This is a genomic window from Halogeometricum sp. CBA1124, assembly GCF_009741955.1.
In the GTDB taxonomy this organism is placed as follows: Archaea; Halobacteriota; Halobacteria; order Halobacteriales; family Haloferacaceae; genus Halogeometricum; species Halogeometricum rufum.
In genome coordinates this window covers 1-15,991 of the sequence record NZ_WPCD01000008.1, presented here as the reverse complement: position 1 = coordinate 15,991, position 15,991 = coordinate 1, and the positions used below count along the sequence as shown (strand labels likewise).

Genomic DNA, 15,991 nt, shown 5'->3' with positions numbered 1-15,991 from the left:
AGACAATATTTCGGCTGCGCTCTCACAGTCGTTTTACACCCCTGACGACTCGTTCTCACACCGGGTATGTTTGTCACATGCAAACAAATATGGGTCCGTAGATTGAGACGAAGTGTATGAACGAATCCGAGAGCCGCACGCTGAAAACGGTGGAAACCACGTTCGAGGTGATTGATGCACTCAAGGACCTCGAGAGAGCGGGGGTGACAGAACTCGCCAACCACCTCGAGATGTCCAAGGGAGCGACCTACAACCACCTCGCCACACTTCGTAACGGCGGATACGTGGTGAAATCTGGCGACGAGTACATGCTCGGCTACCGATTCATGAACATCGGGAAGTTCGTCCAGAACCGATCGCTCCTCTACGCGGTCGGTAAGCGACATCTCGATGCGTTGGCAGCAGAAACCGGTGAGTACGCCCACTTGATGGTCGAACAGGGAGGACTGGGATACTACCTGTATCGGTCGAAAGGCGAAAACGCGATCGCCGAAGAGTACCACGAGAAGAAGAGCGAAGATCCGGACTATCTCCACTACGGCTCTCCCGGCAAAGCGATATTGGCGGAGCTACCCAGAGAGCGAGTCGACGAGATTATCGACGAACACGGCCTCCCGAAGGCAACCGAGAATACGATTACCTCGCGAGAAGCGTTGTACGAAGAACTCCAGCGGACGCGAGAGCGGGGATACGCGATCTACGACGAGGAGGAGGTGATGGGAATCCGCGCGGTGGGGACGGCGATTACCGACCGTCAGTCACACGTGTACGGCGCGATCAGCGTCTGTGGGCCGCTCACTCGAATTCGGGGAGCGACGATGGAAGACGAACTGCCGGAGCGTGTGCAACGAACGGCTAACCTCATCGAGATCGACCTCCAGACGACACTCAACGGCGATGCTGCTGGCGATTTTCACACGAATCTCACTCCCTGAAATACGCGGGCTGTACGCCGATATTCCGCTCGCACGACTTTCCCTTCGGATGGGGCTTTGACCGACGATGGTGTCTCGGTTCGCTCGACCCGCGTTTGCGAGAGACAAACAGGAAACTAACTGAATATCGCACACTAGCACCGTCTCACCCTCGACTGGCGGCACGGGAATCGAGTAGTCGGAGAGCGGTCAGGCCACCGTCGCCCGTCTACGAGCAACTCCCGAATACTCCGGAAGCATTACAGAACTAACACTGTTCGATTAACCTGGCCCCTATCCGATGGTTGGCGCTCGGTTGCCGGTGGTCCGACGCAATTCTCTGCGTTCGGATGGACGTTCCGGTGCTAATCACACCTGAGAGCGAATATTCTTATTTAAGTATCAATTCCACCAGCTAAAAATATAAATACACTGTATAGCTTCAAAAAATAGTATTTAATTATCTTATATCCCAAATATAGTATATAAATGCGAATACGATTATAGAATGGTAGTATTTGCAAATAAATTTGCAAAAGATACGAACACTCTACGATATCCATACCCGCAGTCTGCACCGGGCACACTCTCTCGCTGGGACGCTGTTCGTTTGTCCTCACAAAAGTACGATTGTAATTGTGATATTACTTATATAATGATTATGACAGCCGAGATTAATCGTGGAGAACGTGAAGGAGTTCCCTCGGGCGTGCCAATCCAACCCTCGGGGCTCGAGCGACATCCGTGTCCGTCGCAGAAAAGGTTTTCAGGACCCCGAGCGCAGTATCACGTGACATGTCAGCACAGAGAGTTCGAGTCGGACGGCGGCGCTGCTGCCCCGGCGAGTCGGAAGTAAGCGTCCCGACACTCCGGTCGTCTGAGCGCCGACGACCTAGTGGGAGGGGATGAGTTGTGGCCGGACGGTCGGCAATCGCCGACGTGGGGCAGACGTTGGTCGAGTTGCTCCGAACCGAGATGAGCGACCTCGTCGGACGGGACGAGATAGCTCTCGCTGCGCCCTCGACAGTCGAGAACGGGACCGACGCCAGATTGACGCTGTACCTGTATCGACTCACCGAGACGGCAGACCTCAAGAACGTCCGTCCGCGCGTGGTAGACGAGACGACGATACGGCCCCCGCCGTTGGCACTGGACCTCTACTACCTCCTCACGGCCCACCCGTCTGCCGGCGGTGCCGACGAGACGGAACGCTCCGAAGAACAGCACACCGTCCTCGGACGGGCGATGCAAGTGCTCCACGAGAACCGAGTCGTTCGGGGGACGGACTTGGCGGGGACGCTGGCGGACCACGACGAAGAGGTCCGACTCACCGTGGAGGCAACCGACCCGCCGTCGCTGGAGACGATGGTGAGCCTGTGGGGGACGTTCCCGGACCAACCGTTTCAACCGTCCGTCTCTTACCTCGTCAGCCCCGTCCGAATCGAGACTCCGGACCGGTCCGTGAGCCGCGTGGTCGAGAAAGAGGACCGCTACCACGGCGGAGTCGGCGAGGCACCACGGAGGAACTCGTGAGCACAGACGGCGGCCGAGACCCGATAGCGACGCACAGCAGACGACTCTCGCTCGCGGTCCACCTCCGCGACGCCTTCACCGGGAACCCGCTCCCTGCGCGCACCCTCCAGACGGACGCGGCCGAACCACTCGCCGCGGACTCGTTCCGACGACGCGTCTCGCGGTCCAACCGAGGTCGGTGGACCGAGGACGACTCGAACGGTCACCGTTCGAGCGGTGGGCCCGTCGTTCGGATTCGAGGACGCGACGCCGAACCCGTCGTCAACCCGAGCGGCTACCTGCTCTACTTCGAGGAGGACCTGCCCCGCGAGGTGAGGCGGTACTCGTCGTCCACGGTGGAGAGCGGTACGCCGACGACGAGGTGTCGGTCGATATGGAGACGCTCGACCCCCCGAGCACCCGTCGTGAGACCGTCGACCTGCGGCCGCGTCCGGCCTATCGGTTCCCGCCGGGTGCGACCCTGCTCCGCGGTCACGTCTTCGTCCACACCGACGGTGGCCTCCCGGAGGAACTCTCGCCGGCGACGGACGGCGAGAGCGGAGTCGCCGTCCGCGTCGACGGCCTCGAACCGTCGGCGCAGACGACGCGCGGCGGTGAGTTCGTCGTCCCGGTGGTCGACCTCGCCGCCGCCGATATCGCGGCGGACGGGTCGGTCACCCCGGGCGGCGAGGCACCCGAACTCGTCGTCACGCACGGCGACTGGGGGGTCCGGTACGGTCCCCCGTCGCTCTCTCCGCCGGCGAGACGACGTGCTACCACCTCGTGTTCGTCGGCGAGAACGAGGTTCGGTTCCGCCAGTGCGGAGACTCGGTGTGGCAGGAACCGCCGCCCTGAGGCGTCACCGGCGAGGCGTCGTTCGGACGTGAGCGGCCGATCCGACCGCAAACCGGAACGTCCGGGTGGCGATAGCTATCAGTTTCCGATAGGTAGCTATATATTTTTGTCAGGTGACGTACACCCAGAACATAGGTGAGTGACAGAGATGCCAGAATATCTTTCGCCAGGCGTGTACATCGAGGAGATAGAGACAGGGGCGATGCCGATAGAAGGCGTCGGAACCAGCACAGCAGGGTTCGTCGGCCCGACGGAACGAGGGCCGGTCGAACCCCAACTCGTCACGAGTTTCGCTGACTACCAGCGACGTTCGGCGGCGTAACGACGGCCTCGTTTCAAGGGAGTGACACCCCGCGGAAGTCGTACCTCGCGTACGCCGTGGACGGCTTCTTCCGCAACGGCGGGTCGCGGGTCTTCGTCGGCCGCGTGACCGCGGGCGAGGCGGAGACTGCGATAGCGACCATCGGCGACGTGACGGTCCGCGCGAACGGCCCGGGCACGTGGGGTACCAACGTCCAAGTTGAGGTCGCCGAATCCGACATCGAAGGCCGATTCACGGTGTTCGTCAGGTACTGGCGCGACGGGATTCCCGACGACGATTCGGTAGAGCCGACCGTCGAGGAACGGTACGACGACCTGGACGCGACGGAAGGAACGCCCGACTACTACGCGAAGAGCGTCAACAACGCCTCGTCGCTGGTCGAAATCGACGAGAACGCCTCGGGGGCGCTTCCCGTCGGGACCACGGCTCTCGAAGCGGGCGCGGACGGCGAGCTCGGCGTCGACGACTTCGAGGGCGTCGAGGACGACGTGGTTCCCACACCCTCCGGCGGCGAGCGAATACGCCGAACGGGGCTGAAGGGGTTCACTCAGGTCGACGAGATAGCCATCGTCTGCATCCCCGACGAGGCGAAACTTTCGGGACTCCGCGGACTCCTCCGCGGCCACTGCCGAGAGACGGAGGACCGCTTCGCCATCCTGCAGACCGACCAGGGGGTGAATCCGGACACGCTCAGCACCGACGGCCTGCCGAACGACGCCGTCTCCGAACGTGGTCTCGCGGCCCTGTACTACCCGTGGGTGAAGGTGCTGGATCCGTTCACGAACGTGGAGACGCTGGTACCGCCGGGGGGTCACGTCGCCGGGGTTTACGCCCGGACGGACACCAACCGAGGCGTCCACAAGGCGCCGGCGAACGAACAGTTACAGGGCGTACAGGGGTTAGAACACGAGATTCGGAGGGTCGACCAGAACGGACTGAATCCGAAGGGAATCAACTGTATCCGCGCGTTCCGCGGCCGCGGCATCCGTATCTGGGGGGCGCGAACCACCTCGCCGAAGACGATTTGGCGATACGTCAACGTCCGCCGACTGTTCTTGTTCCTCGAAGAGTCGTTGGACGAGGGGACGCAGTGGGCGGTGTTCGAACCGAACGACGAACCGCTGTGGGCGCGGGTTCGACAGTCCGTTACGGACTTCCTGACCGGCGTCTGGCGGGACGGCGCGCTTCAAGGGACGACGCCCGAGGAGGCGTTCTACGTCAAGTGCGACCGAACGACGATGACGCAGGACGACATCGACAAGGGACGACTCATCATCGAAGTCGGCGTCGCCCCGGTCAAGCCGGCGGAGTTCGTCATCTTCAGAATCACCCAGTGGACAGCCGGTGCGGAAGGAGCCTGAGGAGAGAGACAGATGCCAGACAGATACGGTCCATACCGAAATTCGCGATACCTGCTCGAAATCGACGACACCATCCAAGCGGGGTTCAGTGAAGCGACGATTCCGAGCAACACGACCGAAGCGACGGAGTACAGAGAGGGCAACGAAGCGCCCACGGTTCGAAAGCTGTGGAGTCTGAACCAGTTCGAGAACCTCACGCTCCAGTGGGGGACGACCGACGACTCCATCGCCATCTTCGAGTGGCGACAGATGGTCGAACAGGGCAAGGTGGACGAGGCGCGCCGCGACATCGCGGTCATCGTCTTGGACGAGGAGGGCGAACAGGGGCCGCGCTGGGAGTTCGTCAAGGCGTGGCCCATCAACTACGACGCGCCTGACCTGAACGCCACCGACTCGCAGGTGGCCATCGAGTCCATCGAAATCGTCCACGAAGGGATGGTCCGCCGGTCATGAGCGGAGGTGCCTTACAGACCGAGTTCGAGTTCACGCTCCCGAACGGCTACGTGGACGACGAGGGGACGCTCCACCGCGACGGCGTGATGCGGTTGGCGACGGCGGCCGACGAGATTCTGCCGCTGAAAGACCCGCGCGTCCGGTCGAACGAAGCGTACCTGTCCATCATCCTCCTCGCACGGGTGACGACGAAACTCGGCTCGCTCGACAACGTGAACCCCCACGTCGTGGAGAATCTGTTCGTCTCTGACCTCGCGTACCTGCAGGACCTGTACGAACGGGTAAACCTGCACGGTGCGGACGCCGTCGAGACGGTGTGCCCGGACTGCGGCGAGGAGTTCGACGTCGAAGTGTCGTCGGGCGCGAGTCTCACGCCGATAACCGGCGACGCGGAGGTGACGAACGGTCTCGGGATGGGAAATCCGTGAGGCTCCTGCCGGACGGCGGTGGCTATCCGCTCGACCGACTGTACGAGGAAGTCGCCTTCGTGGCCTACCACTTCAACTGGTGCCACGACGAGGTACTGAACATGCCGCACTGGGAACGACGGCGGTGGTGCGAAGAGATTAGCGCCATCAACGAGCGGATGAACGAGGAGCGGAGTTAGGTCCGCGGTCCCGTCGGAGAGACCGGTTCGTGGAGGTCGGTTGACACGGACCGCTCGTCGAACTCCGGCGTCGAGACGAGATATGAGTTCGAAGACCACCGAGAACGACTCTAAGTCGGCCGAATCAGCGAAACCGACCCCCTCTACCGGACGGTCGGAACGCGGCGAGGGGTCCTCGACAGCCTCACACCCACTCGTCGATGCACAGCGCCGCTACGGTAATCGCGCCGTACGGAGGGTAGTGGGCGGCGGTGAGCAACGGCGTTCGGACGGCTCTCCGTCGGAAGCGCGCGACGAACGGGCCGCAGAGCGGACGGCACGACGCGTGGTTACGACGCCGGAGCGATCCCCTGACGGTGTCGGAACCGACGCCGGCCACGGCTCAACCGAGACTACAGACCCCGGAGAGACGGACGCCCGCGAGTCTGATTCCGGGCTTTCGACAGAAGGCGAGTCTGGAGCCGCGGTCGTTCGGCGGGCGAGCGATGCGCCGGCGACTGGGTCGGGCGAAGGGCTATCACCGCTGGGTACCACCTCGGGCGGCGGTGAGCTGATACCGCCATCGGTGCGAGCGTTCTTCGAACCACGGTTTGGTCGGGATTTCGGTCACGTCAGATTACACACCGGCGGCCGCGCGGCCGCGGCGAGCGAGGCGCTCGACGCCCGTGCGTTCACGTACGGTTCGGACATCTACTTCGGTGCAAACCAGTACGATTCGGAGACGTCGAGCGGTCGGGAGCTCATCGCTCACGAGTTAGCGCACGTCGAGCAGCAGTCGAACGGGGGTGTCCCCGAAGTCCGGCGACAGTCGGAGAGTGACGCCGGCCCGGAGGACGAAGACGCGGGCCAGACCCTCGGCGACGTCGAGCAGAGTCAGCTGACGAGTCGCGGCATCCAGTTGGACGCAGCACAGGAATCGACCCTCGCCGCGACGTTCCCGAACGGGTTCATGCTCGGCGAGGAGCGACCGGTGTACGTCCTCGGGATAGGGAACACCGGCACGCAGAGCCTGCGGCTCCCGGCGATTCGCATCCAGCAACCGCCCCCGCTGCGCGCTGGAGTCGAGGTGATCCTGTTCAAGGTCGACAAGGGCCGCTCGATTCTGTTGCGCTCGGTCGGCGGAACGGGTCCCGACGTCGTGTTGGACGCAGGAACGGGAACCGACATCACTGGCCGCTCGGACGACGTGCGGCGGCTCACCGAAACGTTCCGCCGCGCGTCAGCGAGAGGAATGATCGGGAACTTCGTGAACTTCAGGGTGTCACACATCGACACCGACCACTTCAACGCGATAGAGTCGTTTCTGCGCGCGTCGCAGCTACAGCGGGCGACGATAGAGATAACGACACAACAGTTGCGTCAGGTGAGTCACGCCGGGTGGAGCTCGTTGGAGATGAGTCTCAGGACCGGACAGGAGATAGTCGAAATCGACGTGCTCGGGGCAGGGCGGCGCCTCGGCCCGTCCGGCGGTCAGGTCCACGAACGGCGAGCCGTCGTCGGTAACATGGAGATAACCGAATACAGGTCGGTCGAAGCGCATCGACAACTCACCGAAACCGACCGGAGGACGTTCGACAAGAACCGAACGAGTCCAGTGACGATTGTGAAAGACCTCGTGACCGGCGACCGATGGCTCTTCGGTGCAGACGCTCGACAGCGACAGTTCTCCGAGTCGGTCGATGCGGTGGGACAGGCCGCGTTGAGTCGACTGCTCGGCGCCGGCGGATTCCACCTTCGGGGGGTCGAGCAGGAACACCACGGGGGAGCAATCACGAGCGGTCCCGACGTGAAAGGGATGATTCGGAAGCTCCGACTGACGTTCGAGGCAAGCGACGGGACGACGAGGTTCTTCACGCAGACGAGCGAGTCGTTTGCGTCGGGGGCGTCCGCCTCCATCCGGTTCTTGGACCTCGCCGGCGTAAACGTCGAACGGGTGACGACCGACCCGTCACCGGAAGGTCGGTCGGAGGTCATCCGCGGCCGGGGGAGGACGATGGAGACGGTACAGTTCGACGCGCGGTCGTTCACCCGGGTGACCGAGTTCGTGAGAACGCACGAGGGCGAACTCATGCGCGCCGCTGCTACCCGTCACGAGACGGTGATGCTGCGACAACGCGCCGAAGCGCTCCACGAAGCGTACTCGCAGGGCGGTGCACCCGCCCGACTCCGTAGCTCGGCCGAACAGATAAAACAGGGCCTAGAGGTAGTAGAACGGCAGACGTGGGCGCGAGTGAACGCGCTGTTCAGCGCGATGGAGTCGGCTGCCGAAGGCAGACAGGGTATGCGTGCCGGTCGTGATATGTCGATAGTTACCAGCGCACTCGCGGCAATACGGCGCCACGTCGAATCGGCGAGGTTGGAGACGTTCCGACGTGATATCGAGATTCACGAGAACAGCCTGAACGCGTACGGTCGAGCGTTCCAGACGATGTTCTCGATGTTCCGTGCGGTGCAGACCGAACAGTGGCGCGAGGTGAACCGACTGCGCGGTGTCTACGAGTCACGCCTCGCGGAAGCGCGTGCAGTACTCGGGCAAGCGGAGGTTCACGAACACGTTCGGTCGGCGTGGAAGGCGACCCGGTCACATTGGACCGGAGAGCAGATTCAGCGCGTCGCCGCCCAACTCGGGCGAGCGACGTTCGCACACCGGCTCATGATGTCTGAGTTCCGAGTCGAACTGCTCCAATCGCTCGGGCGGCAGATGCGTCTGAACGAGATGATGAGCCAAGCGATGCACGGCGGCATCACCGGGGGGCGAGTCTCGGCACCGATGCGAAGCCGCGTCGGCGCCGGCGCCCTCGCGGCGCTGGAAGTCATTCGAATCGGAGTGGAACTCGCAGAGACGGCACACCAGGCCAGTATCGCGAAGGAAGCCGCAGAAGAGCGCGCACGTGCCACCGGCGCACGGACGGCGATGTGGTGGATTCGACAGGGCGTTCGACCGACGCTGGCGCTCGTCGAACGCGGTTTCTGGGGCGGCTACGACGTCGTCTCGGGCGCTCTGACACAGGAACAGATTCTCCGCGTCGCCTCCGGGGAGTCGATAGAGGCGACAGTACCCGAATACGAGAAAGTCGTCGTCACGGGCGTCGACTCGGCGGACCTCGAACGCGTCGTCTACTCGCAGTACCTGCAGTCACAGACGCTCGAAGACTGGACGCGGTTCAACGCCGGATACCCGTCCGACGAAGCGTTCAAGAAGTTCGGCGACGACTGGGGCGTCCGCCTCTGGGACCGCGAAGAGGGCGAGTATCGGTACGTGTACGACTCGGCGATTCAGCGGCCGTTGAACGAACTGCACGCACATCTCGAACGGGCGCAGCAGGCGCGGTTCGAACGAGACGTAGAGACGAGTGAGGAGGGTTCAGTTCGGACAGTCGAAGATACCGGCATCGTCCAGGACCTCCGGCGAGTGTACGTGTTCTCTAGCGGCGGCAGCCTGCGAAAGCTCGATTTCGACGATGTCGAACCGCGGTTCCTCCGCGTAGGGACCCAGACGGTCCGCGGGAAACAGTACGCCCTGGTCAGAGCCGTCGATATGCGGACGTTCCGGCGCCTGAGCCGCTACTACTGGCGTGAGTACTCACATTCGGTAATCGGGCAGCACTACTCGGGCCCGGTATACGACGTCTACCGGAACGCCGAGGGGTACGCACTCGTTCACGAAGACGAACTGACATCGACGGCGGGGTCGAGACGATTCGAGAGCGAAATACGGAGCCGAGCGGGTCAGTCAGAGTGACAGGTGTGTGATGATGAGCAAGTCGGCCCGAGACGAAACCAGTGGAAACACCGCCACTGTGGGCAGTAAACCCACGAGTAGGTATTTATACGGTTCGAGTGTATACTACCGATGAACAGACATGTGGAGCGTGTATCGTCGGCGAGACGTGCGAACCCGGAATTGGGGGAGCAGCCGGACCCCACCGGGAGACAGGCGGCGGACCGGGTGTGAGTGATGGCCACCACAGAACGGACCGACCCCTACCTCGACTTCCGGTTTCACGTCGAGATGGACGCTCTCACCGTCGGAGGGTTCTCTTCGGTGTCGGGGCTGGAACACCAGATGGAACCCGAGGAGTACGAGGAGGGCGGGAACAACCGCTTCACCCACAAACTGCCCGCGCGATTCACCCAGCCCAACGTCGAACTCCAGCGCGGAATCACCGACTCGACGGATCTCTGGGAGTGGGTGTCGGACGCTCGGGAAGGAGTCGTTCGACGGGACACCGTCTGGCTCCACCTCATGAACACGGTGGGCGAGCAGAAACTCACGTGGCGGTTCATCAGGGCGTACCCGGTTCGGTGGGCCGGTCCGGAGTTCAGCGCCGACCAGGGCTCGGTGGCCATCGAGACGCTCGAACTCGCCCACGAAGGGTTCACGCTCGTGGAGTGAGCGGACATGACCCGGGATAACCAACACGACCGAAACGACCGACACGACCGACCGACTGAGAGACGATGATAACGTGGCCGTGGGAACGCGACGACGAACGCCGACGACGGGAGCGACGGCAACGCCGGGCGGACGAGCGGAGTGTCCAGACCGACCAGCCGACCCCGTACCGAGACGACCGCGAACACCTCGTGGACGAACTCGTCCGCCTCGACTACGTGTTGTGGCTCCGCGTCCAGCAGTGGCGTGAATCCAACGGGGGCGGAACCGACGAGTTCGCGGGTTACTACATCTCCGACGAGACGGTCGACAGACTGCTGGAACTCTCCTCGCACGGGTGGGGGACCGACCCGGTGACGGAGGGCGTGCTGACCGAGGCGCACTTCCAGTATCTCCAGGACATCACCGAAACGATAGCGGAACGAAAGGACCTGACACGGCGCGAAGGGACGGAACTCCGACTCGTGAGAGTCGCCGACCGGTTCGGCTTGGAACGCGCTGATCTCGACGTGTTACTGGTCGGCGTCGCCCCCGAAATCGACCCGAAGTACGAGACGATTTTCGCGTACCTGCACGACGACGTGACGCGAAAACGGCCGACAGTCGACCTCGTCCTCCGGACGTTCGCACCGTCCACGGACGAACGGCTGAGGCGCAGAACCGTCTTCGCCCGCACGTCCCCGCTCCGAGAGCACCGCCTCGTCAGGCTGTCGGGCGACGACTCGTCGCCGCTGCCGACGCGGGCGATACAGGTGGACGAACGGGTCGTGGACTATCTGCTCGGAATCGACCTGCTCGGCGGGACGCTCGCCGACGTCGCCACCGTGCGAGAGCCGACGGACGACCTCCACTCGTTGTTGCTCCGGCGACCGGACTCGGACGACGCGAGCGAGAAATCGGCGGACGACACGGTGTCCCGGGGAAAGGGCGTCTCACAGGAGACGCCGAGTGCCGCCAGACGAGCGGAGACGGTCGAAGACGGGACGAACTACCTCGAACGGCTGACGTTGGACGACGAGGTGAGTGCCCAACTCGACCGCATCGCGGGCTGGACGCAACCGCCCGACGACGGGGAGCGGAGCCACCTGCTGACTCACCTCTACGGACCCTATGGCTCCGGTCGGTCGGTGACGGTTGCCGCACTCTGTGCAGATTGGGAGCAGACGCTCCTGACCGCCGACGCGCAGGAGATACGTCGGCACGGCATCCGTGAGACGGTCGAGATGTTACTGAGAGAGGCGCGACTCCGAGACGCCGTACTCGCGGTCTCGAATCTCGAAGCTCTCGGCGGCGACGATGCGGACGTGACACACCTGCTCCGTTCGCTGGACGACTACGACGGTCGCGTCTTCGTCGTCGGGACGGACACGATAGGGGCGAGCCACCGCCTCGGCGTCACCGACCACGTGTTCGTCTCCGTCGAGTTCCCCGTTCCCTCCTACGACCGCCGACGCGAACTGTGGAAACGGGTCGCCCACCTTCCCGCGGACGTGAACGTCACCGAACTGGCGGGGAAGTTCCGGCTGACCGCCGGACAGATCGTCGATGCCGTGGACGCCGCGCGGTCCCGAACGTACGGCGGCGAACTCACGGCCGACGACATCTACGCCGGCTGTCGGTTACAGTCCAGAGAGAAACTCGGGTCGCTCGGCCGCATCGTCACGCCCGGGTACGGCTGGGACGACATCGTCCTCCCGCCGGACAAGGAGGCGCACCTCAAGGAAGTCGCCGCTCACGTCGAACATCAGGGGCGCGTCTACAGCGACTGGGGCTTCAAAGAGAAGTTCAGCCTCGGAAACGGCGTCGTCGCCCTGTTCACCGGACCCTCGGGGACGGGAAAGACGATGGCCGCCGAGATTATCGCACACGAGGTCGGACTGGACCTCTACAAGATAGACCTCTCCAGCGTCGTCAGCAAGTACATCGGCGAGACGGAGAAGAACCTCGGGCAGGTGTTCGACGAGGCGGCGAACAGCGACGCCATCCTCCTGTTCGACGAGGCCGACGCCCTGTTCGGCAAGCGCTCGGAGGTGTCGGACGCTCACGACCGGTACGCGAACATCGAGGTGAACTACCTACTCCAACGCGTGGAGGAACACGACGGCGCGGTCATCCTGACGACGAACTTCAAACAGAACATCGACGACGCCTTCCTGCGGCGCATCCACCTGAGCGTGGACTTCCCGCGACCGCAACGGGACGCGAGAAAGCGCATCTGGGAGGGTATCTTCCCCGTCGATACGACGCCCTGCCGGAATCTCGACTACGACTTCCTCTCGAAGTTCGAGGTGACGGGCGGCCACATCAAGAACGTCGCCCTGACGGCGGCGTTTCTCGCCGCCTCGGGGAAGCGAACCGTCGAGACGGAGAAACTCTACAGCATCGAACGCGAGACGATAGAAGGGCTGATTCCCGAGGCGGACGAGATTTCCGGCCCCCTCGACTTCTGGTTCCTCGACCGAGTGGAGATGGAACATCTCGTCTGGGGCATCCGCCGCGAGTACCAGAGTCGGGGAAACTCATCGAACCCGAGGAGTTCGGGGAGTACCAGAGACTGCTCGAATCATGACGACCAGACACGCCATCACGTGCGGCGCGACGCGCCGCCGTCGACCCACGAAGACGCGCAGTCGAACGAACCGAGACGACGCCCGCCGCAACCGCGACGGGCCACTCGTCCGCGTCCAGCGCACGCTCGGTAACCGAGGCGTCCAGCGACTCCTGAGCGAGCCCACTCGACCGAAGCTGACGGTGGGACCGCCGAACGACCGCTTCGAACGTGAGGCCGACCGTGTCGCACGGGACGTGACGCGGGGGGGAGCCGAGACGGGTCAGCGCCCGACGGTAGCGCGAGCCACTGCCGTCGACAGCACCGTCCAGCGCATGTGCCCGCGGTGTCAGAAGCGGCACGCCGAGGGGAAACCGCTCGACTGTCCGGACTGCGAACGCGAGATTCGGCGGACACCCGCCTCACCGGGACGACCGGATTCCGGAGCCCGAACGGCAAGCCCGGTTCGGGGAGCCGAAACCGGCGGTCGTCCGTTGCCGGACTCCGTCCGGTCGTTCTTCGAACCGCGATTCGGGCGGGGATTCGGTGACGTCCGCGTTCACACCGGGGCGCGAGCGGACGCGGCCGCGAGAGCGGTGAACGCGAGGGCGTTCACGCTGGGACGGGACGTCGTGTTCCGGTCCGGCGAGTACCGACCGGAGACGAGCGACGGCCGGCGATTGCTCGCACACGAACTGACGCACACGATTCAGCAGGACGGCGCGACGGCGGCCGTCGTCCAGCGCGAGTGCGTCGATGGCCGGTGGGAGTTCGAGTACGACGGCTGTAGCGTCCCCGACTGGGTGTCTTCGGTCGCCGGAATCGACCCCGATAATCCGGCGGGCGGGAGCGACACGCAGTTCGCCATCGAAGCTCCGACCGCTCGAGGCGGGCGTGCGTGCGACCGGCACGACGAGTGCTACCAGACGTGCGGGTCCGACAGGGCGGCCTGCGACGAGCGGATGCACCGTGATATGCTGGCCATCTGTAACGCCTCCTCGGAGAGCCAGTCGGTCGTCGAACGGTGTCGGACGTGGGCGGACCGCTACTTCACGGCGCTCACACACTTCGGCGGAAGCGCCCACGAAGAACGACAGCGGCAGGTGTGCGACTGCCAGCCCGAAGAGCCACCGGCCCCGTCCGAACCGGTCGAGACGCCGGTCGAGCCCGAACCCGTTCCGGGACCCGCAGACGACGCGTTCGTCGGCCCACCAGCGCCGAAGACGACGACGTACACGGTGAAGCCGGGCGACACACTCTGGGATATCGCCCGCGAGTTCGCCGTCCCCGGTGGGTGGCCGGCGCTCTACGAACGTAACCGGGACGTGGTGGGTGACGACCCCGACCTCGTCTTCCCCGGGCAGACGTTGGAGATACCGTTACCGTACGAAGAACAACCGGGTGTGTCCTCTCGATGACTGGGGGGACAGGCCACGCACTGATGCAGCACGGCCCCGGACGCGTTCGCGGAAGCGACCAGCGGGGTGGGTCGGCGACCCGTAGCCAGATCTGGTTGTCTGTGAAGTGCACCGCACCGAACGATGCCGGACGGCGGCCCGCCGGTCACCGAACGCGTCGTGGAGGAAGCCTCTACTCACCGTAGCGATGACAGACAATCTTCGAGCCGGAGCGGATTCGACGCGGACTAGTGAAACCGAGACGGCCGACAGGCGACGAGGACGCGCGGAGGGGTCGAGTGACCATCGGTTCGAGGAATCACCGGTTTCTGACGAGCGAGCGCATCCGTTCGAGCTGCTGCAACGTGACTGGGGGAACCGAGCGGTCCAGGGACTCGTCGAGCGACAGCTTCAACGGAAACCGCTGGTCGGACGCGAGCGAGGACGGCACGAACTGGAGGCCGAACGGTGGGCCGAAGCGGCGAGACGGGGAGACCGAGTCCAACGAAACGGAGAGCCGTCCCGGACGACCGGGAGCGTTCCCGGTGAGGCACCCGTCGGTTCGGACGTCGCGTCGTACGTCGAGCAGAGCCGGGACGGGGGGACGCCGATACCGCACTCGATACGAACCACGCTCGAACGGCAGTTCGGTACCGGTCTCGGCGACGTTCGGATTCACGCGGGAACCGACGCCGCCGACGCGTCGCGTCGAGCGGACGCTCGCGCCTTCACCGTGGGGCGAGACGTCCACTTCGGTGCGGGAGAGTATCGACCGTCTTCGACCGGGGGCCGAGAGCTGCTGGCACACGAACTCGCACACGTCGTCCAACAGCGCTCGTCCTCTGACATCGTCCAACGCGTCCCCGAAGGCGAGTCCCCCGTCTCGGGAACCGGGCACAGCGTCGGAACCGGCCGATGAACGGCGGATAGTGTCTTCCGAGAGTCCACCGCGTGCCGGGATGTCCGTGAGCATGACCGGACTGCTGTTCCTGCCGCCGGAGGGCACGCAGTTTCGGCCCGGTTCCCGCGCGAGACAGGGTTCGGAGATAGCGCTCTACACGCTGGTGGGCGACGAAGGGTACACCGCCGCGTTGGCCGCCGAGTTCTATCAGTGGGGGACCGCGAAGCAGTGGCACGGGGAGGGGACGTTAGCGGGCGACGCGACTGGCGGCGAGACGGTGACACAGTTCTGGATCCCCAGTCACCTCGCCCTGCAGTCGGTGCTCTGGTTAGAACGGACGAAGGGGGTCACCGTGCTGCTCTCGGACAGTCAGCGGGAACTCCTCTACCTCGGCACTGCGAGTTCCGACGCGTGGCGACTACTGAACGTCCCGAAAGTTGCACAGGAGATGGACATCTCGCTGCCCGCGTGGTACAGCGAGCAACTCTTCCGGTCACAACTGGCGCAGAATATCGGCCTCCTTCGCTCGTACATCGACGCCGCTCTGCTCTACCACTCTGAGCGCTCCGAAGCGAACCGTCAGGGCATCGTTCGCGTGTTGACGGACATCGTCTTCGAACTGGAGTTCCACGCGGCGGTTTGGAGGGAATCAGAGCCGACACCGTCGCTGGTCGGCCCACTGGGTGTATCAGTTGCTCGTGGCCGACGCCGCGACCGGAGGGGTT

12 protein-coding genes and 2 pseudogenes are annotated in these 15,991 nt (G+C 64.1%); 13 read left to right on the top strand and 1 reads right to left on the bottom strand.

Annotated elements, in window-relative coordinates; all coding sequences use genetic code 11:
- Positions 1 to 116 precede the first annotated feature (116 nt).
- Both GJ632_RS02240 and GJ632_RS02235 read left to right on the top strand, forming a co-directional pair.
- Positions 117 to 935 (top strand): IclR family transcriptional regulator, encoded by an 819-nt coding sequence (locus GJ632_RS02240; protein WP_191451950.1) that lies wholly within the window; start codon positions 117 to 119, stop codon positions 933 to 935.
- Between the two features lie 918 nt (positions 936 to 1,853).
- Positions 1,854 to 2,447, top strand: coding sequence for a DUF4255 domain-containing protein (locus tag GJ632_RS02235; protein WP_191451949.1), 594 nt, complete (start codon positions 1,854 to 1,856; stop codon positions 2,445 to 2,447).
- A 283-nt stretch (positions 2,448 to 2,730) separates the two neighbouring features.
- On the opposite strand, the gene GJ632_RS02230 is transcribed toward GJ632_RS02235, so the two are convergent.
- Positions 2,731 to 3,141: a hypothetical protein gene (locus GJ632_RS02230; RefSeq protein ID WP_191451948.1), complete on the bottom strand. Its 411-nt coding sequence runs from the start codon at positions 3,139 to 3,141 to the stop codon at positions 2,731 to 2,733.
- Between the two features lie 288 nt (positions 3,142 to 3,429).
- Between GJ632_RS02230 and GJ632_RS22820 the strand changes: the two genes are divergently transcribed.
- The 11 genes and pseudogenes from GJ632_RS22820 to GJ632_RS02180 form a co-directional block, all read left to right on the top strand.
- Entirely contained in the window at positions 3,430 to 3,603 is a 174-nt protein-coding gene (locus GJ632_RS22820; RefSeq protein ID WP_231751254.1) for a hypothetical protein, read from the top strand.
- Positions 3,604 to 3,659: 56 nt separating this feature from the next.
- A complete protein-coding gene (locus tag GJ632_RS25095; RefSeq protein WP_343160968.1) occupies positions 3,660 to 4,964 on the top strand; it encodes a phage tail sheath subtilisin-like domain-containing protein in 1,305 nt (434 codons plus the stop codon).
- Positions 4,965 to 4,976: 12 nt separating this feature from the next.
- On the top strand, positions 4,977 to 5,417 hold the full coding sequence (locus tag GJ632_RS02220; protein ID WP_191451947.1) for a phage tail protein: 441 nt from the start codon (positions 4,977 to 4,979) through the stop codon (positions 5,415 to 5,417).
- Positions 5,414 to 5,791 (top strand): annotated as a pseudogene (locus tag GJ632_RS02215) (hypothetical protein); the annotation flags it as partial. The gene GJ632_RS02220 and the pseudogene GJ632_RS02215, both read left to right, overlap by 4 nt.
- 59 nt (positions 5,792 to 5,850) lie before the next feature.
- Positions 5,851 to 6,012, top strand: a pseudogene (locus tag GJ632_RS02210) (DUF6760 family protein); the annotation flags it as partial.
- 577 nt (positions 6,013 to 6,589) lie between these two features.
- Positions 6,590 to 9,766 (top strand): DUF4157 domain-containing protein, encoded by a 3,177-nt coding sequence (locus tag GJ632_RS02205; protein ID WP_197427823.1) that lies wholly within the window; start codon positions 6,590 to 6,592, stop codon positions 9,764 to 9,766.
- Between the two features lie 216 nt (positions 9,767 to 9,982).
- Positions 9,983 to 10,420 (top strand): phage tail protein, encoded by a 438-nt coding sequence (locus GJ632_RS02200; RefSeq protein WP_089810103.1) that lies wholly within the window; start codon positions 9,983 to 9,985, stop codon positions 10,418 to 10,420.
- Between the two features lie 65 nt (positions 10,421 to 10,485).
- A complete protein-coding gene (locus tag GJ632_RS02195) occupies positions 10,486 to 13,122 on the top strand; it encodes an ATP-binding protein (protein ID WP_191451944.1) in 2,637 nt (878 codons plus the stop codon).
- Positions 13,123 to 13,462: 340 nt separating this feature from the next.
- Positions 13,463 to 14,386 carry a DUF4157 domain-containing protein gene (locus GJ632_RS02190; protein WP_197427821.1) on the top strand — a complete coding sequence of 308 codons (924 nt, stop codon included), beginning with the start codon at positions 13,463 to 13,465 and terminating at the stop codon, positions 14,384 to 14,386.
- Positions 14,387 to 14,573: 187 nt separating this feature from the next.
- Positions 14,574 to 15,284, top strand: a complete 711-nt coding sequence (locus GJ632_RS02185; protein WP_191451942.1) for a DUF4157 domain-containing protein — start codon at positions 14,574 to 14,576, stop codon at positions 15,282 to 15,284.
- A gap of 40 nt (positions 15,285 to 15,324) precedes the next feature.
- A partial coding sequence (locus GJ632_RS02180; protein WP_191451941.1) for a hypothetical protein occupies positions 15,325 to 15,991 on the top strand: 667 nt, incomplete at its 3' end.

Bases quoted from the DNA above. Each gene is read 5' to 3' on its own strand.
- GJ632_RS02240 (WP_191451950.1), top strand. From the start codon at position 117: ATGAACGAATCCGAGAGCCGCACGCTGAAAACGGTGGAAACCACGTTC.
- GJ632_RS22820 (WP_231751254.1), top strand. From the start codon at position 3,430: ATGCCAGAATATCTTTCGCCAGGCGTGTACATCGAGGAGATAGAGACA.
- GJ632_RS02220 (WP_191451947.1), top strand. From the start codon at position 4,977: ATGCCAGACAGATACGGTCCATACCGAAATTCGCGATACCTGCTCGAA.
- GJ632_RS02200 (WP_089810103.1), top strand. From the start codon at position 9,983: ATGGCCACCACAGAACGGACCGACCCCTACCTCGACTTCCGGTTTCAC.
- GJ632_RS02195 (WP_191451944.1), top strand. From the start codon at position 10,486: ATGATAACGTGGCCGTGGGAACGCGACGACGAACGCCGACGACGGGAG.
- GJ632_RS02185 (WP_191451942.1), top strand. From the start codon at position 14,574: ATGACAGACAATCTTCGAGCCGGAGCGGATTCGACGCGGACTAGTGAA.